Below are 26024 nucleotides of genomic sequence, written 5' to 3'. Positions count from 1 at the left end.
TTATAAAAAAATAAAGCTTTTATTTAAGAATCAAGGTGTTTTTTGCGGTACGTTTTATTTCTTCCGTATTCATCATCATTTTTCTAAATTCCCCTTTTACATACATAGCGGCCTGATCTTGATAGTGTTCACTAAAAGGATTTCCAGATTGTCCAGTAGGAAGTATACTCATACAATTTTCTATATCTGAGAAGTCAATAACTCTACGGGTTGAAGGACCAAAATATACTTCATAAGTACTCGTATTTTCGTTATAATGAAACCCTAAATTATTAATTACCTCTCGAGAACCCGCTATTTCATAAGGTCCTACATTAAAGTAGGGACGTAACAGTTCTTTTTTACCCATAGCATGTGGATGTTCAACAATATGAACATTGTTCCATGTCCACAAATTTAAGTTATCTCCAAATTGTTTTTGCAAACTAGCTACAGCTTCTTTAAATGACTTTAACAAAATGTCTTTTCGAGTTTCATAGGTTGGTGTACGCTTATCGTCATACCATACAGATTCTTTTTGCAACAAAGGAATTGTAAAACGCTTTAATACGTGTGTCTTAGTAAGCATTTCAAAGGTTTCGGGTTCTAATTCATCGGAAAAAGTATTTTTTAAATAATGATGAATAAAACGATGGTAAATAGTAGGAGCAACGTCAGATAAACGGTTTTCACCATTCCAACTTTGTAAAATGTGTATCGCCTCTTGCTCTTTAGGTGAAAAATTAAATTTCCCAATCAGGCTAAAAACTTCCGAAATAGCATCTGCGTCTTCATGAGAAGTAACATCTAGAATCATTTGCATCATGTCTTCTTTAGTCCATTGTTCTTTTGATTCAATTAGATTCACAATTCGCTTTGCTCTATTTTCAGGTAAATAATATCCTGGGTACAAACTGCCGTTAATAGAATCGGGCTGATTATTCGCAGAATACACATAATGCCATGGCGGATTGGTGGCATGAGGATTTTCTGAAGCGTCTAAAAATCGTATAGGTTCATCTTTCCCAGAAACACCATTCAAAATTAATTTGGAATTGACATGTGAAGGACGTTCAAATAATTTTCCAACAGCGTACCAACCAATTTTATCGTTAGCATCTCCATACATTAAATTAAGTCCTGGAGCATGTATTTTGGGCAAACTTTTCTCAAACATTGTCTGATTTTCTGCATGCGACATGAGGTAACACGCTTCAAGTAGTTGATTTTTATGCTGGGTATAAACCCACGACATTGCGACAGGTTGCTCAAAGTCAATACCATCTGCAATTCCATTCATGATAGGACCGTGATGTGTTTTTTTGATTTTTACAGTAATATCATCAGCGCCTTTAACGTTGATTGTTTTTGTTACAATCTCATACGGCTTATATCCAGACGCAGTTTTATATTGTTGTGAATTGGACGGATTGTCTTGTTCCCAGTAGAAATCTAAATCGTCGTTTTGGAACATGGTCATTCCATATGCAATTTTTCTATTGTGAGCGAGTAAAGGAAAAGGTGTTCCTGCCAAATGGTATCCATATATTTCATAGGTTGGAGTATGTATATGTGCTTCATACCAAACTGATGGTTGTGAAAAACCTATATGTGGATCATTCGCAAAAAGCACTTTTCCAGAAGCTGTTTTTTGAGGAGCTAACACCCAACTATTACTGCCAATAAATTGAGGAATTGGAAGTGGACGCAATGCCTTATCTACAGCAGTAACTAAAGTGTTTTTGATAGCAGTAGTGTCTTTAGGATAATTATGTAAAAGAGTAGTATGTGGATCGGATTTCATTCCCAAATCTGCTAAATACTCTTTGCCGAGTTTTTCCTGAATGCTCGTTAATAAGGGATCGGTTTTATGAGCCATAGCAAAGCTAAAAGCCATATATCCAAAAATATTATGAATGTCTTTAATTGTAAACGGAGTTTTGTTTAAACCGACCAAATGATACTCAATAGGAGTAGGGCCAGTAGCCACAAATTGATTAATGCCATTAATATACGCTTGCGCCAATTGATAGCTTTCAGAATTTGGATCCAATTCCTTAATTGTTTGTTCTGAAGCTTCATCAATTCCAAGAGTTGCAAAAAACTTGTCCGTATCAATAGTTGTTTCTCCAAATACTTCAGATAATCTTGCTGGGGCAATGCGGCGAATTAATTCCATTTGCCATAAACGATCTTGGGCATGTACATATCCTAATGCTGTAAAAGCGTCAGCCTCGTTAGTAGCATAAATATGAGGAATTCCATACGTGTCATAATGTACAGTAACGTCGTCTTTTAAGTAATCAATATCAAGAGTTCCATTGTATGTAGGTAATAAGGTTCTATAAAACCAAAACCCTGCAATAAAAATAAGAAGCAGGAGAATACCTATAATTTTAAGCGCTTTTTTCACGTGATTGGTTTTTCTAAAACTACAAAAATTTATTCAGAGTTGTATACCTCTTTTTTTATCGTAAAAGAGAGTTTCTTTCCTGTGTAAAGGAATCAAGTTTTTACTCTTCTTCCTCGGCTGCTTTTTCTCCTTCTTCAATAATGTCGTTAGCGTGTTCTTTTAGCTCAGAGTTTAATGATGTCGGTTTGGAATAATTGGATTTTACAACAGAAAATTTAGCAAAAAAAGGCAAATGATCAGAACCCACATCACGAAGTGTTTTAATTTCATGTACTTGAATTTCTTTAGAAGAAAATAAAAGATCTAACGGAAAGCGCATAAAACTTGGGCGAACAGGAAATGTTCCGTGAATACCTTTTCCAATTCGTGAATCTTGCAAATTAGAAACTTTTGCAAACATACGGGCACTTCTTGACCAACAAACATTATTAAAGTCGCCAGTTACCAAGCTAGGAGAATGTAATTTTCGAATAAGTTGTGCTGCTTTCATGAATTCAGCATCTTTTTGTTTGGAAGTTGGCTTTTCTGTTGGACTTGGCGGAGGCGGATGGATTCCTAAAAACACAAAATCATTTCCTTCGTAATCGAACAAATGTGCTTCTATAGCTGGTCTGTCGTCCGTAATAAAATAATGTTCTTTACTTTTTTTGACTTCTAATTTAGTGTAAAAGTGAAGCCCATATCTGTTTTCTAGTGGAATTTTATGAGTGTACGAATAGTGTTTTTCAATGGCTTGCAATGCATTTTCCCATTCCTTATTGGTTTCAAGTGTCAACAAAATGTCTGGTTGTACTTCATTAATCAATTCGATTAACCGATTGTACTGAGAATTTTTCTGTAATACATTTACGCTAATCACTGTTAATACATTGGAAGGATTTTTTGGGTTTTTAAATAAGTTAAAAGTTGGTAAGTACGGAAAAATAATGGTTGCTTGATAGATGATGGTTCCCGTTAAAAAAATCTGTGAGACAAGTAATATCGAAGGGTATTTGTCAAACAAAAAAAAGCTTACGATTACTAAAAGAATCTGCAATACCAGTATTTGAATTCGGATATAATCAAAAACTCTGAAGGTCCAATGTGTAATAGGTGTAGCCGGAAAATAACTGACCACAGAAAAAATAAAAGCTAATATGGCAAATGTTAGAATCAAAAGTATTCTTGGCTTTTGGATAAAGTTATGCAAACTTTAGCGCAAAGAAAGTATTTTGATGAAGAATATTGGAAATTTGTCATAAAACATTCAATCTATTTTTTTTGATGGTTTTAGATATCATTTTATACACAAACTAAGTTTCAATAAAGATTTAGGGAAGTCCTTTTTACTTATTAATACCAGAAGCAGTAACCGTTGCTGTTACATCTTCCTGCATCACAAAAAGTAAAACCGCCACTGTACGGTTGGCAACAAGTATTTCCCGATTGTTGGTAACAACCTCTTACAGGGCGTCCGCCATTAATGTTTTGTTGTTCAGCTTTTGACAACACGTTTCCTAATTTTGAAATGTTTTTTAACATGATTAAAGGTTTTTGGTTAATACTTTTTAAAGGTAGTTAACTTCATCACCAGTAAGTTATGTGTTATCCGTACTTTGTGTAGGTTTTTTCGCAAAAGGGTTTTGTTGCAATCACACAGATAAAAAAAAGAAAAACAGTCTTAACAAATGTATATGCTAGTCAAATAAGACGTAAGGAGCGAGAACATTTTTTGAGACTGTTTTTATATCGGTAAAAGTAGCTTTGCTACTTATGATACTGCATTTTCTATAGCAATCATAGAAATTTCTACATTGACAAATTTTGGAAGATTTGCTACTTCAACAGTTTCACGAGCAGGCGCATTATCATCATTAAAATATTCGCTATATACTGCGTTAATTTTGCTAAAGTTATTCATATCACTAATAAAAATAGACGTTTTCACAACATGGTCAAATGTCATATTTGCAGCAGCCAATACTGCTTTCATATTTTCCATGACTTGTTTGGTTTCTATTTCTATAGAATCTTGTACTAAATCACCTGTGTTAGGATCTATAGCAATTTGTCCTGAAGTGTATAAAGTTCCATTAATTAAAACTGCTTGGTTGTATGGACCAATAGGAGCAGGAGCATTAGGTGTGTGAATGATTTTTTTTGCCATTTTATGGTTGATTTATTGGTTATGTAACGAAAAAAATACAATTGGCTATAATCGTCTATCAGGCTCACTTCGCTGTTCCCATTTCACATCACGTAAGATAGAAGCTTTAATTCCAATAAAGAAATACCAAGACGCTCTTGAGCTGAAAGGAACCCAATTAAAATTGATTCGCCAACTCTTCAAGTCGCGCTCAAAACGCATTTGAGTAAAAGTAAATCCTTTGTTCTTAAAATCATATCCTGACGAAACACCAACCTTCCATTGAGGTGTTAATTCTACATTCCCCGAAAACATCAATGAATTATTCGAAATTTCGCTTTGTCGGTTGTTATTTGCATAAGTTAGGGAGTAAGCTACACGCAAATCCCACGGAATTTTAGCACGATATGCTTTTACATCTTCTTTTTCCTCGTCATCATCGTCGTCGTCAAAAGTTCTATTATCGCTAAAATCTTGTGCCTGTCCAAATAAATCATCATCACGACCACCGCTTCGAGTATTGTCTGTATTTCCGCCGCCTTTTCCATCAAAACTTTTACTGGAAAAAGAATAGTTCATATTGATATTGGCGCTTGTTAAGCGGAATAAACTTCCGCCGTTGTCAATATTAAATTTGTTGATACGTAACCCTTGATTGTCAATTGCGTACGGATCTAGGTTTGCGCCAAAGTTAACACTCAGTTTATTATTAAAAAGTTGGGTGCTTCCAGTAACTCGTACAGGTGACCACGCAAGAGAATCGGCAGCGATATTATAGCTTGTAGAAAAGTTCAAGCTATTCAATAACATAACTTTTTTAGGTTCCGTTTGTGTAGAATCTTTTGAGCGTACTTTTGCTTCAACCGTATTGGCAACATTGATTCCTATGGAGCTGGCATACGTCCTGCTTGGTACACCAAACAATCCATCTTCAAAACGAGTATATTCTCGCTTAGTATTATTTTCTGCATCAATAATATATTCATCATAATATTGATCAAATGCCGGATTGTAGCTATAACTTATAGAAGGTCGTAATGTATGTCGTATTGCCTGGATTTTTTTGTCTTCTCCACGTGTAAATGTACCGTAAAGTGTTGTACCAATACTTGCACTAAAATTATATTGTCTAAACGAGTCAAACCCATTAATGGTATCTTTTACCGATGCAATTTGTCGTGTAGGATCGTCTGGAGTCGGGTCTAACACTGCATCTGTACGGTTGGTTGTTTTGAATGTCCAAACTTCATCATAATTTCCACCCAAACTTACACTTAAATAATTAAACAATTTAAAGTTTGTATTGATAGGAATACTTTGTCTAATTCCCATCTTGGCGTCATCAAACATTTCTTTGGTAAAAAACAATGAATCTGTTGTATTAATACGATTCTCTCCACGTAAATTATATTGAAAGTTGATATTTTCAATAATTCCTTTTTTAGTACCATCTCTCTTAGCAAAAGGATAAATACGTTCTACGCTGGCTTGTAGTGTAGGAAGTGTTAAATTGATACTTTCTGTATTGGTGTTTTGTGAGTGTGTAGCAGTTAGCGATACATTCACAGAAGGATACGAAGGAAATGTTTTGGAATAGGAAACGGACGAATTTAATGTGTTATTCAAAAAATTCGGCGTATTCAATTGGTTGATAGATGCTTGATAATATTGACTACTCCCTAAGTTTACCGAAGCCGAAAATCGCGAATTTGGATTCGCTTTTGGATCTTGATTGTGTGACCAACGAATATTATAAATATTAGATTTGCTATAATCAGGAAAGCCACGTTGACTATTAATTACGGCTTCAAAGCGTACGCTTAAATTTCCACGGAAGCGATAACGTAAAGCATAATTGGATTCTCCCCGAAGCGCATAACTTCCATTTGTGTAATAATCACCAAGTAATGCGAGGTCAAAGTAATCACTAATGGCAAAATAATATCCACCATTTTGGAAAAAATAACCACGGCTACTATTTTCCCCAAAAGTTGGAAAAATAAATCCTGACGCTCTGTCGTCTGTTAGCGGGAAATAGGCAAATGGAAATCCAATAGGAGTTGGCACATCGGCGATATACATATTGGTAACACCAGAAACAATCTTTTTATTAGGAACTAACTTAATTTTTCGAGCTAAAAAATAGTATTCTGGGTTTTCAATGTCTTTGGAGGTTGTAAACTTGGCATTTTTAATAAAGATGACAGAATCGTTTTCTTTTTTTGTCAACTCTCCGGCAATCTTAGTACCATTTTGCTCGGTTCTGGAATTCCAAATCAACGCTTTTTCTGTATCAAAATTAAATCGAATGGAATCTGGCTCAACAATATTAGTTCCTTGTTTAAAATAAGGAGCCTGTGAGTACACACCTGCAGAGTCCTTTAATCGTCCAGCATACACTTCATTTTTTTCATAATCTAAAATGATAATTCCAGACTTTAATTCTGTATCTTGATAATACAATTCGGCCTCATTATACAAATAAATCTTCTTGGTACGTTGGCTGATTTTTACATAATCCTTTGATTTGTATTTTACTTGATCAAGAAGAACTGGCGGTTTTTCAGGAATAGAATCCTTGCGGATGGAATCATTTTTAATAGAATCAGTAACTTTCCGAGTTCCAATCTTGATAGAATCTCTAAGTTGGACCTTCAGTGTATCCAATTTTTGCCCGTTTTCAGGCTTAAAAGGTAGCTTTTTCCTTTCGGGAAGTTCTTGTGAAAATGCGAAAGAACTCACGAGTATGAGCAAAAGCTGAATACTTATATACAATTTATTTGTTTGCAATGGTCTATCCGATATTCTTTAATCTACCACAAAAGAAAGATTTCTTTTATGAATAATCAACTAACTTTTATATTTTCGTTCCAAATAGGAAAGCCGTAAAAGTATGGCTCAATATTTGAAGTGCCAAAACATGGCACGTATTTTTATCATACATTTATGATAATTTAATTATAATTAACACAATAAGAAATGCATAACACGCATTATGTGCTTATAAACGTATAGAAATTGAATTTATGCAAAAATATTTTTCCATATTTATTATCCTCTTAACGGTTCATTTTTTAACAGCATCTACTGAAACTATTGAAACAGGACTTCCTAAAAAGAAGAAAAAAGAGTTTGTAGTAATGATTGACCCAGGACATGGAGGAAGTGATACAGGAACACCGGGTACAGGTCGTTACAAAACAACCGAGAAGGACATTGCCTTAGATGTTTCGTTGGCTTTAGGAAAAAAATTGAGCCAACTGCCAAATGTAAAAGTCATTTATACACGTACAAAAGATACTTATCCAACACTCAATGAGCGTGCTGTAATGACCAATAAGAAAAAAGCAGATTTATTTATCTCTATACACTGTAATGCGCAACCAGGAAGCAAAGGAACGGCTTATGGCTCAGAAACATTTGTGCTAGGTTTGAGTAAAAACAAAACAAACCTAGAGGTTGCCAAACGAGAAAACTCGGTAATTTATTTGGAAGATAATTATGAAGAAACATATGAAGGTTTTGATCCCAACTCACCAGAATCACTAATCAGTTTAATCATTTTACAAGAAGAATACTTAAATCAAAGTATTGAGATTGCTTCTTATATTCAAAATGAATTCAAAGTAACAGCAAAGCGTAAAGATAGAGGTGTGAAACAGGCAGGTTTTTGGGTGCTTTCAAAAACATACATGCCTAGTGTATTAGTTGAGTTAGGCTTTTTGACGCATAAAAAAGAAGAAGATTTTCTGAACTCTAAAAAAGGAAAAAAAGTAATGACAGAGTCTTTATACAATGCTGTGAAAAAATACATTTCCAGACATATGGAGACTGTTGATAACCATCAAGATGTTCAAATAGTTGAAGAAGAAACAACAGAAAAGCCAACATCGAGAGTATTTCCAGACGTAACCTTCAAAGTACAATTGGCGGCAAGCTCTAAAAAGATAGCAACCAAGGCATACAACTTCAAAGGACTGCAACAGATTTCCAGAGAAAAATCAGGAAGCATTTACCGTTATTTTTACGGAGAAACCTCTGATTATGAAGAAATAAAACGTTTAAAAGAAAAAGCCAAACAAAAAGGATATACAACATGTTACATTGTTGCCTACAAAAAAGGAAAAAAAGTATCTTTGTCTGAAGTGCTAAAACAATAGTAAATTAGAAGTATTCTTAGTAAAAAAATGGCTAATTTTGTCAAGTTCATAAATTACCAAAAAATTGAAAATATCTAGAGAAATTAAAACCGCATTGCTAGCGATTATAGCGTTAGTTCTCTTTTACTTCGGAGTAAGCTACTTGATGTCAAGTTCGGTACTATCAACAGATAGAATCTTTTATGCTAAATACAATAACGTAGGTGGTATTGTTCCTGCAACGAGAGTCATGATTAATGGGTTTCAGGTTGGAAAAGTACAAGATATTCAACTACAACCTACGGGACAATCAGTAGTAACCTTAGCGTTAAATCACGATTTTAAGTTTTCCAAAAACAGTACAATCCAGCTTCAAGAAAACGGATTTATAGGTGCTAAAACACTAGCGATTCTTGTAAAACAAGATGGTGCTTCTTTTGCTGTTTCTGGTGATACGCTTCAAGCGGCTACACAACCCGGAATGATTGATGAGTTTAAAAAACAACTCATTCCGCTTCAATCCAAAATAGAACGCATGTTGGTTAGTGCAGATTCCTTATTAACTTCTGTGAACATGATTCTTAATGAAGAGTCTCGAAACAATATCAAAAATAGTATTCGCGATTTAAACACAACAGTAGCAAACTTTAAGCAGGCGTCAGGTACATTTAATTCATTAATTGCGACCAACAAGGAAAAGTTAGACAATACATTTGCAAATGTAGATAATATCTCTGCCAATCTATCCAAAGTGTCCGACTCACTAGCGGCTATTGAGGTAAATAAAACTATCAAACAATTACAATCTACTATATCAGACTTCGATAAAATCATTGCAGGAATTAAAAACGGAGAAGGCTCTGTTGGCAAGCTCTTAAAAGATGAAGAACTATACGACAACTTAAGTGGTGCTTCGTTGCAACTAGAACAATTGTTGGAAGATATGAAGTTAAATCCGAAACGTTACGTACATTTTTCACTCTTTGGAAAACGTCCGAAACAATACGAGCCACCTAAAGAAAACGAGAAAGAGAACGAAGAAAAGAAAAACTAAGCACAACCTCAAAAAGATTCACTACTTATGGAATATATTCCTAATATTTTATTTGCCATTCTGCTCATCGCAGGTGTTGGTTACTTTGCAAAAAATGTAAAAAAACTTCGCAGAAACATCAAATTAGGAAAAGATGTAGATCGTTCCGACAATCCGTCCGAACGTTGGAAGAATATGGCGATGATTGCCTTAGGACAGTCCAAAATGGTGCGTCGTCCCATAGCAGGATTTTTACACGTTGTAGTATACATAGGTTTCATCATCATCAATATTGAAGTATTAGAAATCATTATTGATGGTCTATTTGGTACACACAGAATATTTTCGAAAATCTTACCAGACAGTATATATGGTTTCTTGATAGGAACCTTTGAAGTACTGGCAATTTTGGTATTAGTATCTGTCATCGTTTTTTGGTTGCGACGAAATGTAATCAAATTAAAACGTTTCCTAAGTGCTGAAATGAAAGGTTGGCCAAAAAGTGACGGAAATATCATTTTGTACTTTGAAGTGGTGTTAATGACACTATTTTTAGTGATGAATGCTACTGATGTACAATTCCAAGATATGGAAACAGGAAACATCATTAGTAAACACATTGCGGGACTTTTCGGTTCTGGAGAACATTTGCATATCATTGAGAGAGTCGCTTGGTGGTTACACATTGCAGGAATCTTAGTATTTCTAAACTATTTATACTTCTCAAAACACTTACACATTCTGTTAGCGTTTCCAAATACATGGTATGCAAACTTAAATCCGAAAGGACAATTTAAAAATGATGCCAATGTAACCAAAGAAGTAATGTTGATGATGGATCCAAATGCTGACCCATTTGCAGCTCCTGCAGAAGCCGATGAAGAAGGCGAACCAGAAAAATTTGGAGCTTCAGATGTGCAAGATTTGAATTGGGTTCAGCTAATGAATGCATATACCTGTACCGAATGCGGTCGTTGTACAAGTGAATGTCCTGCCAATCAAACAGGTAAAAAACTCTCTCCACGTAAAATTATGATGGATACGCGTGATCGTTTGGAAGAAGTAGGGAAAAACATTGATGCCAACAAAGGGACTTTTGTTGACGATGGCAAATCATTACTTAATGACTACATCACACCAGAGGAATTATGGGCTTGTACTTCGTGTAATGCTTGTGTGGAAGCGTGTCCTGTAAACATTGACCCATTATCCATCATTATGGAAATGCGTAAATACCTAGTTATGGAACAATCGGCAGCTCCTACAGAGCTAAATGTCATGATGGGTAACATTGAAAACAATGGAGCGCCTTGGCCGTATAATCAAATGGATAGATTAAACTGGAAAGACGAAAACTAATCAAAATAAACTAACGTTTTAACGAAAACATATACAGAGATGAAAGTACCTACAATGGCAGAATACATGGCGGAAGGAAAACAACCAGAAGTACTCTTTTGGGTAGGTTGTGCTGGAAGTTTTGACGACAGAGCCAAAAAAATAACAAAAGCTTTCGTAAAAATATTGAACAATGCAAATGTAGAATTTGCAGTATTAGGTGCAGAAGAAAGCTGTACAGGCGATCCTGCCAAACGTTCTGGAAACGAGTTTCTATTTCAAATGCAAGCAGTGACTAATATCGAAGTCATGAATGCCTATGAAATCAAGAAAGTAGTAACTGCATGTCCGCACTGCTTCAATACAATCAAAAATGAATATCCTTCTTTGGGAGGAAATTATGAAGTGATGCATCACACCCAATTCTTAAAATCGTTGTTAGACGAAGGACGTCTTACCATTGAAGGTGGTAACTTTAAAGGGAAGCGTATCACTTTTCACGATCCTTGTTACTTAGGGCGTGCAAACGACGTGTATGAAGCGCCTAGAGATTTGATACGCAAACTTGATGTAGAATTGGTTGAAATGCGCAAATGCAAAAAAAATGGTCTTTGTTGTGGTGCAGGTGGTGCGCAAATGTTTAAAGAACCTGAGCCAGGAAACAAAGATGTAAACATTGAACGTACTGAGCAAGCATTGGAAACAACACCAGATATCATTGCAACAGGTTGCCCGTTCTGTAATACGATGATGACAGATGGTATCAAGAACAAAGAAAAGGAAGATAGTATCGTAGTACAAGACATCGCTGAATTGATTGCTAACGCACAAGATCTATAACAATGAAAAAAACAATAAGTACGCTCATCCTATTATGTGTTATAAGCATAGGGTTTGCACAAAGTAAAAAAGATAAAGCACTCACATTAGTAACGGAAGACGTGTGCAAATGCATCAATGAACAAGACACTTCCAAAATGAGTAGAAACCAATTGGAAATTCAGCTTGGTGTATGTATAGCCAAAGCCTATGCAAAGCACCAAGAAATATTAAAAGATACATACAATATATCATTTAGTGATGAAAAAGCAATGGAAGCCTTTGGAGAAGAAATAGGGATGAAAATGCTAGAAGTTTGTCCAGAAACATTAATGTTGATTGCTCAAGAATACATTGGCGATGATATGGAAGAAACACTTTCTACAGAAAGCGAAAGTGTTACGGTTGTATCAGGATATATAACAGATATTCAAGCAGAACTATTCAATGTAGTAACTTTCAAAGATGAAAACAAACGTAGCTACAAACTATTGTGGTTAGAATACTTTCAAGGGCAAGAATTGCTTTCAGACATCAAATCACTTAAAAAGAAACAAATAAAGCTCTCGTATGCTAATAGGGAAATGTACGATCCGCAACTAAAAGATTACCGTACGTACCGAGTTTTACAAAAAATAGAAGTAGAAAACTAAACATCTATGTACGTAGCATTTGACAAACTATCGGACGAAGCTCGCGTTTGGATTTATCAAGCAAATCGTTCTTTCACAGATGAAGAGTTGCAAGAAATCAAAACGAAACTAGCAAACTTTATTGGGCAATGGGCGGCTCACGGAAGTGATTTAGAAGCTTCTTTTGAAATCAAATACAAACGTTTTATCATTATTGCTGTAGATCAATCCAAGCAAATGGCAACAGGTTGTTCTATAGATGCTTCTGTTCATTTCATTCAACAACTAGAAAAAGAATACAATGTGGATTTAATGGACAAAATGAATGTGTCCTACAAACAGGGAGAATACATTGCTTACAAAGACTTAAAAGCGTTTCGAAAAATGGCTAAGGATAGAGCAGTAACAGGAAATACAATTGTATTCAACAATTTAGTAACAACAAAGGCTGAATTTTTAGAAAATTGGGAAGTACCCGCAAAAGAAAGTTGGCACGGACGATTCTTATAAAAACACCAAAAAATAAAGTATAAAGGTAAGCGAATAGCTTGCCTTTCTTTTTTTATACCCACATTAAAATGATTCCTTATCAATCATTTTTCTTAAAAACTGTTAATATCGTACCATTCCTATGGGGAATCCGTAACGTGTTGACATTCAAGGTAATTATATTTACAATCTAAAAAAAAGCTATGAAAAAGAAAAATGACAACCCAATATTGATGTAGGTAAAAAAAGGAGTGAATTCTACAGGTAACAATGTGTAGAATTGTAGAGGTTGGTACATGTCTATAAAACACAAAAATACATTTACTATAAAAAACGAAATCAACAAAATCCTATGTCCATGACACCATACGTTGACTTGGATATAGTACGGTTGTAAAAAGTACTATTTTACAACATGCCTCAATATGTTTTACTATAGTTTATAAAAGTGAAAGCCTTGCTATTCAAATAGCAAGGCTTTCTTATGAAACGACCTCGCAGATAACACAACACAAAAAATACAAAAGTATGCTCAACCACTTTTATATTGCTGTGTGCTTTTTAATAACTAATTATGAGTTTGCCCTTTTACATAGAGATGCTAAGAAAAGGATACACATATATTAAACTCAAAATAACTAGTTATAATTGGCTAATTGTTCGTTGCCAAATTGATAATAAGGATCATTGCGCATTCGGTGATAGATATCACTATCTACAGTAACGGGAATTTCTAAATGAGGTAACTTAATTTGATAACTTTTCCCTCTCTTTTTTACCACTTGAACTCTTAAAGGTTGTTTCTCCATAATTCAAAAAATTAAAAAGTTAAACCATATAAAAATGCAACAGTACAATGGCAAAATGCATACCATTTTCCACTGTCTAAATTAGGAAATGATTTCAAAAAAATCAAGAGCAGAAAAACTGTCAACATGACACTGCAATTTTATGCGAGTAACGCGCTATTAGGGTATGTATGACAAAAATAACACACTACTACATCAAAAAAGAATTTGTTCCAAAAAAGAAACTATAATAGCATACAAAATGCAAAAGTCTTGTTAATTTTTAGCAAGACTTTTTTGTATGCAATAAAGTCTGTACATTTAATCTATATTGTGAATACGAGCTAAAATTGGCATCTTTTTTGTCATTAACACTCTCGTCATGTTAGTTGATTGTACCCTATGAATAAATATCTTATAAGCATACTGGTTGCTGTTTCTCTTCTCATAATTAGTGCAAAGCAGCCTAATTTTTCAACTGTTAAAAATTTAGCACAGCAAAAATGGGTTGATAGTGTATATACACACATGACGCTGTCTGAAAAAATAGGGCAATTATTCAGTGTGGGAGCTTATTCCGATAAGGGATTAGCGCATGACAATCGTATCAAGCAATTAGTGATGCGGTATAAAATAGGAGGTGTAACGTTTTTGGGCGGACATCCTACGCATCAAGCCACATTGACCAATCAACTTCAGCGATTATCAGAAATTCCTTTGCTTATCTCAATGGATGCGGAAGAAGTATACGGAACCAAACTCGACTCTACCTTGAGGTATCCCTATCCTATGATGTTGGGCGCTGTCCAAAATGATACAATCATACAACAAATAGGAACGCAAATAGGTGAACATTACAAACAGTTGGGCGTACACGTAAGTTTTATGCCACTATCAACTATATATACCGACACAGATAATCGTCACGTAGGAAATCGTTCTTTTGGTGCAAACATGTCCAATGTACAGCGTAAAGCATATGCATTACTACAAGGGGTACAACATACAGGAACCATAGTAGCACTCAAAAACTTTCCAACGGTAGGAAAGGTATCAATGGAAACTACCGACAAATTTCCAGTTTCAGACCTCACAGCAATCGAATGGGATAGTATTCAATTGCCTTCGTTAAAACAATTACTCGCAACTCAAGCAATACAAGCAGTGCAAACTACTCATGTGCAAATACCAGACATTCAAACAGAAGATGGGCTGTCGGCTTCCTTATCACATGCAATAGTTACCCGAAAACTTCAACAAGAACTAGGCTTTCAAGGATTAATTTTTTCTGATCGACTAGACATAGAGAGCAGCAATCAAACAGCACAAATAGGAGATACAGAACTGGCGGCTTTCTTAGCAGGCAATGATGTATTGCTACTGCCAACACATGTACCTGTAGTAATAGAAAAATTTGAACAAGCTATTGCAGATGGTCGCATTACTGAAGCACGCTTGGAACAATCAGTTAAAAAAATACTCGGGGTTAAATATCTAGTAAACTCTCAAAAAACAAAAACAACGGTCAAAGATCCACGAGCTTCACAATCACGAGCAATCAAAGCACAACTAGCACACAGAGAAGCTATCAAGCAAGCTATTACAGCGATTAAAGTAAATGAAGAGCACCTACCTATCAAAAACTTAGAATTGCAAAAAATAGCCTATGTTGCCATGGGCGATGCAGATGGAAGTGTATTTGAGCAAACATTACGTCATTATGCCTCAGTAACGTTCATTCAAGAAAAAGATCTCGATCAATTAATTGCAAAATTAGCTCCTTATACAACAGTCATTATTGGGTTTCACCAATCAGAAGCTTCTCCAACTGCCGATTATAAATTTACAGATCGAGAAATTGTTTGGTTACAAGAAATTGCGCGTACCAATAATGTAATTTTGGATGTATTTGCACATCCGGCAAGTTTGCAAAAGGTAAAAAGTTTTACCAATATAGATACAATTCTTGTTTCTTATGAAAACAGTCCTGCAGCACAAGAAATCTCTGCTCAAATCATCTTTGGAGCGTTACCTGCAAAAGGCAAATTACCTATCCACATCAAAGAAGACTTTGTTGCAGGAACAGGAATCTCCACGCAAACACTACCACGCTTGGGGTACGATCTTCCAGAAACGGTAGGAATCAATTCAATAAAGCTTCAAAAAATTGATTCATTAGCGCAACTTGTAGTTTCTGAAGAAATGGCACCAGGAGTGCAACTCTTAGTAGCTCGCAGAGGAAAAATTATTTACACTAAAAATTTTGGGTATCATACATACGACAAAAAACATAAGGTAACAGACAATGATATATATGATGTAGCTTCCATGACAAAAATCTTGGCAACATTGCCTATTGTCATGAAATTGGAAGAGAGTAAAAAAATATCGCTTACTTCTGAGCTTGCTCAACTTTCTGAAAAGTTCAAAAACACCAACAAAGACACGTTGAACATCAAAGAGATTTTATCACATTATGCGCGTTTAAAACCTTGGATTCCTTTCTATATAAATACTTTAGACAGTGTAACCAAGAAACCTGCAAAAGAGTGGTACAGTAAAAAGAAGTCAAAAAAATATGCAATTCAGGTAGCAGACAGATTGTATATGAATGTGGCATACAAAGACTCTATCATGCAACGTATTATTGACAGTGATTTGCTAGAAAAACATCAATACCGCTACAGCGATCTTCCTTTTTACATACTAAAAGATTATATAGAAAGTACGTATAACTTAGACTTAAACACACTTACACAGCAATACTTCTATCAATCTATAGGTGCACATAGCACTACCTACAACCCGTTGGAAAAATTTTCAAAAAAAATGATAGTTCCTTCTGAAAAAGACGACTACTACCGAAATCAGACGTTGCAAGGATATGTACATGACATGGGCGCGGCGATGCAAGGAGGAATAGGAGGACATGCGGGACTTTTTAGCAATGCGAACGATGTAGCAAAAATGATGCAAATGTACCTGCAAGGAGGGCGCTATGGAGACAAGCAATACTTACTTGCAGAAACTATAGAAAAGTTTAACAATTGTTATTTCTGCGAGCAAGACAATCGTCGTGGTGTTGGGTTTGACAAACCGCAATTAGGAGATGCAGGCCCTACCTGTGGTTGCTTATCAATGAACAGCTTTGGGCATTCAGGATTTACAGGAACCTACACATGGGCCGATCCAGATGAAGAAATTGTGTATGTATTTCTGTCAAATAGAACCTTTCCAACTATGACGAATCGCAAACTGATCAAAACAAATATACGAACTCAAATTCAACAGCTTATTTATGAAGCTATTGAAGACTAAACCAACTCATTTTGAAAATAGCCATCGTTTGTTATCCTACTTTTGGCGGTAGTGGTGTAGTAGCTACCGAACTTGGAATTGCACTTGCCAATCGCGGGCATGAAATTCATTTTATCACCTACAAACAACCTGTACGTTTGGCATTGCTAAGTGAAAACATTCACTTTCATGAAGTAAATGTGCCTGAATATCCATTGTTTCATTACCAACCATATGAATTGGCATTGTCGAGCAAGTTGGTAGATATGGTAAAGCTTCACAAAATTGACTTATTGCATGTACACTATGCCATTCCGCATGCCTATGCCGGGTATATGGCTAAAAAAATGTTGGCAGAAGAAGGCATTTCCATTCCTATGGTTACCACATTACACGGAACAGATATTACGCTTGTAGGAAGTCATCCGTTCTACAAACCGGCAGTGACCTTTAGTATCAACAAATCAGATGTAGTGACGTCGGTATCTGAAAGTTTAAAGCAAGACACCTTACGTTTGTTTGATATCAAACGAGACATTGATGTAGTTCCCAACTTTATTGATGTAACGAAATACGATCATGGATTTACGGATTGCCAACGTAGTATGATGGCACATGAAGAAGAAAAAATCATTACGCATATCAGTAACTTCCGTAAAGTAAAGCGTATCAGTGATGTTATAAAAATCTTTTACGAAATTCAAAAAGAAATCCCAGCTAAGTTGATGATGGTAGGAGAAGGGCCTGAAAAAGAGCCTGCAGAGCTATTGTGTGAGCAACTAGGCATTGCCAACAAGGTTATCTTTTTTGGAAACAGCAACGAAATTGAAAAGATTCTATGCTTTTCAGATCTATTTTTGCTTCCGTCGGAAACCGAAAGTTTCGGATTGGCAGCTTTGGAAGCTATGATTTCTTCAGTACCGGTCATTTCTAGTAATACGGGAGGAATTCCTGAAGTAAACAAGCACGGTGTGTCAGGGTATTTAAGTGAAGTAGGTGATGTGCAAGACATGTCGAGGAATGCAATCAAAATATTAAAAGACGATAAAGAGCTCCACAAATTTAAAGCAGCTGCCCAGCAACAAGCATTGCAGTTTGACATCAACAAAATTGTACCGTTATATGAGGCTATTTACCAAAAAGCATTTGAAATGGCGTGATTTCGACAAGCTCAATCACCACGACAAGCTCAATCACCACGACAAGCTCAATCACCACGACAAGCTCAATCACCACGACAAGCTCTGTCATATAGAAGTTTAGATGCTTTGCTTTTGAACTTTATAACTAATAAATAAAAATAAAAAACCTCAATCTATACTACAAGATTGAGGTTTTGTTTTGGTATGTGTATTGTTTTAGGTGAATAGTTTGCGGTTCCATTTGGTATTGCCAGAAGCTAAAGCCATTTGTTGTTTTTTAATATCATCATCTTCAGTTTCTTGATGTTTAAATGAATTATTAACTTTTACAAGAAGTTTTCTATAGGTAATGTTAGGTATTTCACGTATTTTTTGAGTTGCATAGTAGCTAAATACACCGTAATATGATAATTTGTCATTAATTTCAAAAATCTTTTCATGAGCGTTTTTCGCAGATTCTTTTTCAGCCACGACAAATGTTACATTAGATAGTTCAGATAATTTGATAGGAGCGGTCTTAGGAGGTTTAGGTTCATTGAATATGTGTCTACTATCTTTTAAGCCTCTTTTATTGACTTTGTTTTTAATATGATTTGAATCAAATAAATTTTTCTGAACTGATTTATTTTTTTTGGAACTTATGTAACTATGTTTGAGTGAATTTCCTATTTCTTGTAGAATAACCTCTCGCACCTCATTCTCATTGCGAACAGAATCAGGGACAAAAATATTCCTTGGAATGTTTTTTTCATTATCTATAAGTTGACTTGTGGGAATAATAAGAGTAACATTTTCCTTAATATTACCTTGACTATATTCATATTGTAACTCTATTTTTTCAGTATCCTTGATATTATTTAATAATTTTTCAGATAAATTTTTTAATACATATATTTTATCTGGTACACCTCCAGAATGACATGAATCTAATATAATAATAAGTTGTATAGAAGGTTTATCTTTTAAAGTTTTGATGACATTTAAAAATTCGTAATCATAAAGGATTTCTCCACAATTAAACATAATACCTTCATGTTTTCCTCCAGTTGAACTATCTACCCTTTGTACTCCATGTCCTGAGAAGAATAGCACCCCCACACACGTTTCATTTTCTTTTAGTTTACAGACAAAATCTTCTATTTTTTCTAGAGCAGAAAATCGATTCTCATTATGATAAATATCAGAATCGGATATTTCAAATTCCAAACTCTCTAGTGTTTTTCTCCAAATGATGGTATCATTAATACATCCTTCTAATTTCCATATTTCCTCAGTAGGGAAGTTTTGTGCCGAAAATAGTTTTGCTAGTTTTTTCATAAGAATAAGTTTCTTCAAAAGTAATAGTCTTTGTTTTTAAGGAAATACCTAAGTATAGGTATTATTAACTTGGAATGTATATGCTAGATTTGATGTATTAACAAACATAAAAAATTTATAATGGGTAAATTAAGTATTTCAGGAACAGTTTCCTTCAAGAAAGATTGTCAAGATAGGTGGCAAACTGTATATACAAGTTCTTTATACGGAACTATGTTTAGTATTTTTGGTAAATTTACTTACAATGAAGTTGATGGGAAATTATCAATTAAGTTAAAATTGATTAATTATAAAGGTATAATTAACTTAGGTATTCACAGTGCTGATTTTCAAAAACTCAGAAGGAGAATAGAAGTGTATGACAATTCTATTGATAAAAAAATTATTAGAGTAATCTCATTAAAAGTTAATTTAAAAGGCGTACATGAGAATAAAACGTATGATCTCGAAATTGATCCTACACTATCTGAAGATGATTTTAAGAAAGACATCTATTTAGAAATAGATAGAGAGTTATTACCCTTAGAAAATGATATTTGTAATGAACTGAAAGATGATATATTTGATACTGAATTTTATTATCGTGATGGAGAGAGACCTAACTATGTTTTTGAGAGTGATTATTTAAATTACAGACAAGGAAGGTTTCTTAATTTAGCTCTAGATGATAACAACAACTATATAAACAGTGATGGACATTTAATTGATTTACGTGGAAGGAGAGTCGATTCGCAACGAAGATTGATAGATGAATTTGAAGAATTAATTCCAGATTGTAAAGGAAACCCTAAATATGGAGATTTTAAGTCAAGAAAAAGATCCCCAGGAGCCGTATGTCCTAAAGGATACAGTAAAATCATATTTTAATGTATAAAATAGTTTTATTCCTTGCAGTACTAGGTGTGACGCATACCCTAAAAGCGCAAGACAACAAAGTAACCGAAGCATTTGTAGCAGAAGTATTCAATATCGAATACAAAGCTGCGGGTGCTTTGGCTACATATGCGACAGATGCAGACTTGCGACTAGAATTGCAAACCTTGGCAAATACCATGTACTATGCAGGACAGGAAGAAAACTACATACCGTATACACTTACGGCAAGCAAACAAAAAACCACCACCTATTGCGTCGCACTGCTCAACCAAGGATTTGACCAATTGTATCACCATCCTAATGAAGTAGACTCGTTTGAAGCCTTCTTTGAAGCATACACACTATCCAAAACACTCGAAAGCATTCCTTTGCAAAAGCTCTGCTTGTATGGTATTTTAGAGTTTTACCACTTTCAGTATTCGTTGACGCATGAGCAGTATGTAGGTTATTTAGAGGAATTTAATAGTCTGGCATCGTCTCCGATAGAAAACTGTTGGTACTTGCAATATAAAACCTATTTGGCATTAGAAAATATCTACAAAGACTTAAATGTAACATTACTCATAGAAGAGTTTGAAAAGGCAACCAAACAACTTCCAGCAACCCATAAATTCTTGCCGTTATTTTACTCGTTGAAAGCTGTTTTCTTTGAAACAAAAGATATGTATCGCAATGCCAAAGAATACCATCAAAAAGTATTGGCAGAAACTGAACTCACACCGCATACCAACTATTTATTTTTTAGAACGCACGTACGACTAGCGTATATAAGTTTGCCCTCTAAAGAGTTTGATCAAGGATTAAACCATATTGAAGAAGCTAATAATTACATTGACAGGTCTGACAGTCTTAAAAGCCAATTACATATTGAAAATTATAAGGCAGTATTTTATAAAGCGAAAGAGGAGTGCCAGAAAGCACACTATCATCTTGAAAAATCTATAGCACTAGAAAGAAAAACGAATTATGTCAATAACAATATTAAAAACTCGATGTTAGAGAGTGAGTTGCAAGTTGATACTATTCGAAAAGCGTTAAGTTACACAAAAGAAAAAACAGAAAACCAAGCCACCATCATCATCATTCTGGCTATTGTACTAAGTTTGGGAAGTGTCATTGCTTTGTTATACTACCGAAACTCCAAGCGGAAACAGCGCATCATTTCTCAACAACTGGAAATAGAAGCGCAAAAGCTGGAAAAAGCACAACGCGAACAAGAAATTGCAGCGATTGATGCGATGATTCTCGGGCAAGAACGCGAACGAGAAGCCATTGCGAGCGATTTGCACGACAACGTATGTGCACTATTGTCTGCCGCCAAAATGCAATTTGAACACCTAAATGAACGGAAAGACACTGCCGATCCACAAAAAATAGAAGCGCTCTTTGGGAAAACCAAACAACTCCTAGAAAATGCGTACGATGAAGTGCATGCCATGGCATACCAAAAAAATAGTGGCGTCATGGCAAAAAAAGCCTTGTTGCCTGCTATTGAAAACCTCATTCAAAACAGCAATGGCATCAACGGTATTGTGATTTCACTACAACATCATGGATTGGAAGAACGCTTAGAAAGTACTCGTGAAATCTTCATCTTTCGAATCATTCAAGAATTGATTGCCAATGTCATCAAACATGCGCAAGCTACCCGAGCAAATGTATCTATTACCGTACATCAAAAAATAATCTCTGTCATTGTGGAAGACAACGGAGTTGGCATTTCAGAAGTCGTTCTTCTCAGCAGTAAAGGCATGGGCATCAGAGGGATTCAAAAGCGAATTCTTGCCGTAGGCGGAAAAATGAACATTGACACCTTTCAGAGCAAAGGCACCTCTGTGGTCATAGAAATTCCACGCTAAGTCAAAACTCCCTTACTTCAGCATTCCCACACTCAACATTTAAAATAAAGCATTCCACACATCTATTCATCTATCAGTACCAACGACTCCGAATTGATACAAAAGCGCAAGCCACTTGGTGCTGGTCCGTCAGGAAACACATGTCCCAAATGTGCATCGCAGGTACTACAGGTAACTTCTACTCGTACCATGCCATGAGAAGTATCCTTTATATAATCAATTACATTGTTCTTTACAGGTTCGGTAAAGCTAGGCCAACCACTACTCGAACTAAATTTTAAATTAGAATCAAACAACGGTGTTTTACAACATACACAAGCATACACACCCGGATCGTAACGACTGCAATGTTCTCCAGAAAAAGGGCGTTCTGTCCCTTTTTGGCGGGTAATATAAAACTGTTCAGGTGTTAACAGGGCTTTCCATTCAGCTTCCGTTTTTTCAACTCTACGGTCAGGGGTATTATTTCCGTGGGTTGCATGATGAATCACATCTTTCCAAGTAAGCATATATTTTCTTTTTTTTGTACTGTAAAGATAAGGAATCTTGGAATTATGAATGCTGAATGCTGAATACTGAATGTTGAATGTTGAATACTGAATGTTGAATGTTGAATGCTGAATGCTGAATGTTGAATGTTGAATGTTGAATGCTGAAGGGTAAATAAAAAAGAGTAGTTTTTAATCCTGCATAATTCAGAAAACATCTCTCTACTTGCCATCAGTCGAATACTTTAAAAACTACTCAGCGCGTTCTAATCTTACTAAAAAAACTTTTAATTCGGCGAACATTCTTTTGATGCTGCTTTCGGATTTTACTAGTATTCACTCGTTGTCGAATCTGTTGTGTTTGTTCCTTGTGTTGTTTCAAAATCTTACTATCCTTTACCAAATTTCGAATCTTATTCGTTTGTCGTTGATGTTGTCTACGTATCTTACTTCCTGCTGTTGCCATACTATATATGTTTTTCTGTACAGTAAAATACAAAAAAATAAAGTAAATAGTTGTATTTAAGTGGGTTAAAGGGTTGTTTTTGAACACAGAACACAGAACACAGAACACAGAACACAGAACACTAAATACTGAATACTAAATACTGAATACTGAATATTGCCTCCATCACCTTAACACACAATTAACAGCGTACAGCAAGCCATTACTATTGCAGAGTTAAAAACTTAATGGTACATTTGAGAATAATAAAAACACATAACAATATGGAAGAATTCAATCAAGCGCTCCCAGTAAGTGCATTGCACCAAGAAGCTAGAGTAGCCTTTTACAAAAAAACATATACCTATTTAGCCTTTGCTGTATTACTATTTGTGGTTGTAGAATATTTATTTCTTCAATCGGAATTTATCGTAAACATCGGATTGCAAATGACGCAAGGATGGACGTGGTTACTTGTTCTTGGAGGTTTTATGCTTATTACCAACTATGCCGAGCGTACGGCATTGCGTAGTAAAGACAAAACAGTACACAACGTCATGCTATTTCTATATGTGGTTGCAGAAGCGTTTATCTTTGTCCCGTTAATTTTCATTGCAATGCGTTTTTCAGAGGCAACGCAAACGGACGTACTTACACAAGCTGGTGTCATGACCTTGGCGTTATTTGCAGGGTTGTCGGCAGTTGTATTTATAACCAATAAAGATTTCTCTTTCTTAAAATCAATCCTAACAATAGGTGGTTTCTTAGCCATCGGGTTGGTGGTTGCCGGAACACTATTTGGAGGATTTACCTTAGGATTATGGTTTAGTGTCGGAATGGTCGTATTGGCTTCTGGTTCTATTTTATACCAAACGTCTAATATGATTCACAGATATGAAGAAGAGCAATACGTTGCGGCTTCTTTAGGACTCTTTGCTTCATTAATGTTACTATTTTGGTATATCATTAGCATCTTTTTAAACGAATAGATAGTAAATACATAATATATCCAAAACCGCTTTGCATTTCTGTAAGGCGGTTTTTTTTTTTTTACACTGAGCCTGTCGAAGTGTTACACTGAGTTTATCGAAGTGAGCCTGTCGAAGTGTTTACACTGAGTTTATCGAAGTGAACGCTTATTAATTAATTTCGACGCTTATACATTAATTATCGGTTTCTATTGATTTTTTTTAGAGATTCATAGTATCAAACAGCAATGTTTTATGCTTTCCAAGACACATAAAAGCGAGTTGCACGCTTGCGAGATGGTTTTGTTACTGTTGGAAAGTCTATTGCAAGTCTGCGAGATGTTTTCCAACGCATTTGAAAGCTTCCTGCACGTCTGCGAGACGTTTTCCAACACGTTTGAAAGCTTCCTTCAGGTCTGCGAGACCGTTTCCAACGTGTTGGAAAGCTTGTTGCATTGCTGCGAGACTGTTTCAAACGGTATTTTATTGCGAATTCTTCAATAAAAAACCATGAAATGATAAAATATTTATGAATTCTTTAAAATGAGCGTATTATGGAAATACCTGTTTTTTCTCGCTACAGAAATAGCGAATTTTTACAATACATGAAAGATGTATTAGAATTGGTCAACGCACAAGATGTTGACGTATTGCAGCTCACGGCACAACGTGATGCATTAGCAACCGTGACAAATCAGATAGATGATTTGTTTCAACAAGAAAAGAGTAGTGGCATTACGCAAGAGCTGATTAACCTTGATGCCCGACGCGATAGAGCCTTTATGGGAATTAAGGCAAACTTGGAAGCGCATAGCTATCATTATGATGACCGATTGCAATCGGCGGCAAACAGTTTGTTGTTTAATTTGAACAATTACGGTACGAACATTCCACGAATGAATTACCAAGCGGAAACTGCCGTGATTGATAGCATGATTTCCGATTGGGAAACTGAAACCGATTTGATAAGTGCCGTAACAACTGTAGGACTTACCAATTGGGTAGCAGAACTAAAAACAGCCAATCAAGCTTTTAATCAACGGTATTTGGCACGTGTCTCAGAGTCGGCAGCCAATCCTGCCACGAGTTTTACTTCCATCAGAGAGGTAGCTACAAATGCATACAAAAGTTTAACAGCACATGTACAAGCGCATGCCACACTAGGTAGTAATGCTATACATCAAGAATTGGTAAACGAATTTAGTGTACTAGCAAAGCAGTATAACCAAACCGTAGGATTGCGATTAAATTCGGGTACTGAGACTGATGAGGAAGCTCCTTTGGATGAGGAGAGTACGGGTACAAGTGATGTATAATGTAGTCTTCACTTCGGCTATGCTCAGTATAAACACTTTGGCTATGGTCAGTGTAAACACTCAGGCGACTGGTTCGAGAGCTTCAGACTTTTAATCCTTAATATTATTACGAAGATTGAGGGCTGAGGCACTCGAAGTCCGAAATCCGTAGCCCGGATTTCTACTTGAGTTTATATTGAGATTAGTTGAAATACTCAATCCTCATTCTTGTAAAATAAATTAAAAAACACCATGCCCAAAGGATATATGTACATATTAGAGTGTAGTGACGGAAGTTACTATACAGGAAGTACTAAGTATTTGGCAAAACGTTTTATGCAACATGCACGAGGAGAAGGTGCCAATCATACCAAAAAGCGGTTGCCTGTAAAACTGGTGTATGTAGAGGAATATGATAGGATTGACACTGCTTTTTACCGAGAAAAGCAAGTACAAGGTTGGAGCAGGAAAAAGAAAGAAGCGTTGATTACAGGGATGCCAGAGCGTTTGCATGAATTAGCAAAGTGTATTAATGAGACACATTATAGTAATAAGTGAGTCTTCGGCTCCGCTCAGACTCCT

Annotated in this window: 22 protein-coding genes; 13 read left to right on the top strand and 9 right to left on the bottom strand. The window is 35.5% G+C overall.

Going from position 1 to position 26024, the window contains the following annotated elements; all coding sequences use genetic code 11:
• Positions 1-19: 19 nt before the first annotated feature.
• The 5 genes from AA088_RS08795 to AA088_RS08780 all read right to left on the bottom strand — a co-directional run bounded on the left by AA088_RS08795 (position 20) and on the right by AA088_RS08780 (position 7265).
• Positions 20-2392 carry a penicillin acylase family protein gene (locus tag AA088_RS08795; RefSeq protein WP_046744627.1) on the bottom strand — a complete coding sequence of 791 codons (2373 nt, stop codon included), beginning with the start codon at positions 2390-2392 and terminating at the stop codon, positions 20-22.
• A 100-nt stretch (positions 2393-2492) separates the two neighbouring features.
• The gene (locus tag AA088_RS08790; RefSeq protein WP_052752835.1) at positions 2493-3548 is read right to left on the bottom strand and encodes an endonuclease/exonuclease/phosphatase family protein; all 1056 of its coding nucleotides are present in this window, start codon (positions 3546-3548) and stop codon (positions 2493-2495) included.
• Positions 3549-3724: 176 nt separating this feature from the next.
• Positions 3725-3913, bottom strand: coding sequence for a hypothetical protein (locus AA088_RS18290; RefSeq protein WP_157547123.1), 189 nt, complete (start codon positions 3911-3913; stop codon positions 3725-3727).
• 229 nt (positions 3914-4142) lie between these two features.
• A complete protein-coding gene (locus AA088_RS08785; RefSeq protein WP_046744626.1) occupies positions 4143-4538 on the bottom strand; it encodes a RidA family protein in 396 nt (131 codons plus the stop codon).
• Between the two features lie 45 nt (positions 4539-4583).
• Entirely contained in the window at positions 4584-7265 is a 2682-nt protein-coding gene (locus AA088_RS08780; RefSeq protein WP_394332088.1) for a putative LPS assembly protein LptD, read from the bottom strand.
• A 278-nt stretch (positions 7266-7543) separates the two neighbouring features.
• On the opposite strand from AA088_RS08780, the gene AA088_RS08775 reads away from it, so the two are divergent.
• The 6 genes from AA088_RS08775 to AA088_RS08750 all read left to right on the top strand — a co-directional run bounded on the left by AA088_RS08775 (position 7544) and on the right by AA088_RS08750 (position 12988).
• Positions 7544-8677 (top strand): N-acetylmuramoyl-L-alanine amidase, encoded by a 1134-nt coding sequence (locus AA088_RS08775; RefSeq protein WP_046744624.1) that lies wholly within the window; start codon positions 7544-7546, stop codon positions 8675-8677.
• Positions 8678-8741: 64 nt separating this feature from the next.
• Entirely contained in the window at positions 8742-9710 is a 969-nt protein-coding gene (locus AA088_RS08770) for an MlaD family protein (RefSeq protein ID WP_046744623.1), read from the top strand.
• A 27-nt stretch (positions 9711-9737) separates the two neighbouring features.
• A complete protein-coding gene (locus AA088_RS08765; protein WP_046744622.1) occupies positions 9738-11048 on the top strand; it encodes a (Fe-S)-binding protein in 1311 nt (436 codons plus the stop codon).
• Positions 11049-11087: 39 nt separating this feature from the next.
• Positions 11088-11867: a (Fe-S)-binding protein gene (locus AA088_RS08760; protein ID WP_046744621.1), complete on the top strand. Its 780-nt coding sequence runs from the start codon at positions 11088-11090 to the stop codon at positions 11865-11867.
• 2 nt (positions 11868-11869) lie between these two features.
• Entirely contained in the window at positions 11870-12499 is a 630-nt protein-coding gene (locus tag AA088_RS08755; RefSeq protein ID WP_046744620.1) for a hypothetical protein, read from the top strand.
• A gap of 6 nt (positions 12500-12505) precedes the next feature.
• Positions 12506-12988 carry a hypothetical protein gene (locus AA088_RS08750; RefSeq protein WP_046744619.1) on the top strand — a complete coding sequence of 161 codons (483 nt, stop codon included), beginning with the start codon at positions 12506-12508 and terminating at the stop codon, positions 12986-12988.
• A 617-nt stretch (positions 12989-13605) separates the two neighbouring features.
• Here the strand turns inward: AA088_RS08750 and AA088_RS18285 are convergent.
• The gene (locus AA088_RS18285) at positions 13606-13776 is read right to left on the bottom strand and encodes a hypothetical protein (protein WP_157547122.1); all 171 of its coding nucleotides are present in this window, start codon (positions 13774-13776) and stop codon (positions 13606-13608) included.
• A gap of 381 nt (positions 13777-14157) precedes the next feature.
• On the opposite strand from AA088_RS18285, the gene AA088_RS08745 reads away from it, so the two are divergent.
• Together AA088_RS08745 and bshA are read left to right on the top strand one after the other, a co-directional pair.
• A complete protein-coding gene (locus AA088_RS08745; RefSeq protein WP_046744618.1) occupies positions 14158-17073 on the top strand; it encodes a glycoside hydrolase family 3 N-terminal domain-containing protein in 2916 nt (971 codons plus the stop codon).
• 11 nt (positions 17074-17084) lie between these two features.
• The gene (gene bshA / locus AA088_RS08740) at positions 17085-18212 is read left to right on the top strand and encodes an N-acetyl-alpha-D-glucosaminyl L-malate synthase BshA (RefSeq protein ID WP_046744617.1); all 1128 of its coding nucleotides are present in this window, start codon (positions 17085-17087) and stop codon (positions 18210-18212) included.
• Between the two features lie 198 nt (positions 18213-18410).
• Here the strand turns inward: bshA and AA088_RS08735 are convergent, their stop codons facing one another.
• Positions 18411-19511, bottom strand: a complete 1101-nt coding sequence (locus tag AA088_RS08735) for a caspase family protein (protein WP_046744616.1) — start codon at positions 19509-19511, stop codon at positions 18411-18413.
• 120 nt (positions 19512-19631) lie between these two features.
• Here AA088_RS08735 and AA088_RS08730 point away from each other — a divergent pair, with 120 nt between their 5' ends.
• Together AA088_RS08730 and AA088_RS08725 are read left to right on the top strand one after the other, a co-directional pair.
• Positions 19632-20378: a hypothetical protein gene (locus AA088_RS08730; protein ID WP_046744615.1), complete on the top strand. Its 747-nt coding sequence runs from the start codon at positions 19632-19634 to the stop codon at positions 20376-20378.
• The gene (locus AA088_RS08725; RefSeq protein WP_046744614.1) at positions 20378-22246 is read left to right on the top strand and encodes a sensor histidine kinase; all 1869 of its coding nucleotides are present in this window, start codon (positions 20378-20380) and stop codon (positions 22244-22246) included. The genes AA088_RS08730 and AA088_RS08725 overlap by 1 nt, the downstream gene beginning before the upstream one ends.
• A 62-nt stretch (positions 22247-22308) precedes the next feature.
• Here AA088_RS08725 and msrB read toward each other — a convergent pair whose 3' ends face one another.
• The gene (msrB, locus tag AA088_RS08720) at positions 22309-22755 is read right to left on the bottom strand and encodes a peptide-methionine (R)-S-oxide reductase MsrB (protein WP_046744613.1); all 447 of its coding nucleotides are present in this window, start codon (positions 22753-22755) and stop codon (positions 22309-22311) included.
• Positions 22756-23463: 708 nt separating this feature from the next.
• On the opposite strand from msrB, the gene AA088_RS08710 reads away from it, so the two are divergent.
• Entirely contained in the window at positions 23464-24168 is a 705-nt protein-coding gene (locus tag AA088_RS08710; RefSeq protein WP_082106647.1) for a Bax inhibitor-1/YccA family protein, read from the top strand.
• 232 nt (positions 24169-24400) lie between these two features.
• On the opposite strand, the gene AA088_RS08705 is transcribed toward AA088_RS08710, so the two are convergent.
• Positions 24401-24622, bottom strand: a complete 222-nt coding sequence (locus AA088_RS08705) for a hypothetical protein (protein ID WP_046744610.1) — start codon at positions 24620-24622, stop codon at positions 24401-24403.
• Between the two features lie 79 nt (positions 24623-24701).
• On the opposite strand from AA088_RS08705, the gene AA088_RS08700 reads away from it, so the two are divergent.
• Together AA088_RS08700 and AA088_RS08695 are read left to right on the top strand one after the other, a co-directional pair.
• Positions 24702-25463, top strand: coding sequence for a DUF6261 family protein (locus AA088_RS08700; RefSeq protein WP_046744609.1), 762 nt, complete (start codon positions 24702-24704; stop codon positions 25461-25463).
• A 231-nt stretch (positions 25464-25694) separates the two neighbouring features.
• Entirely contained in the window at positions 25695-26000 is a 306-nt protein-coding gene (locus AA088_RS08695; protein WP_046744608.1) for a GIY-YIG nuclease family protein, read from the top strand.
• Positions 26001-26024: the final 24 nt, after the last annotated feature.

Source organism: Kordia zhangzhouensis, assembly GCF_001005305.1.
In the GTDB taxonomy this organism is placed as follows: Bacteria; Bacteroidota; Bacteroidia; order Flavobacteriales; family Flavobacteriaceae; genus Kordia; species Kordia zhangzhouensis.
Note: the sequence above shows the minus strand (reverse complement) of the source record. Positions and strands in the feature narration are given on the sequence as shown.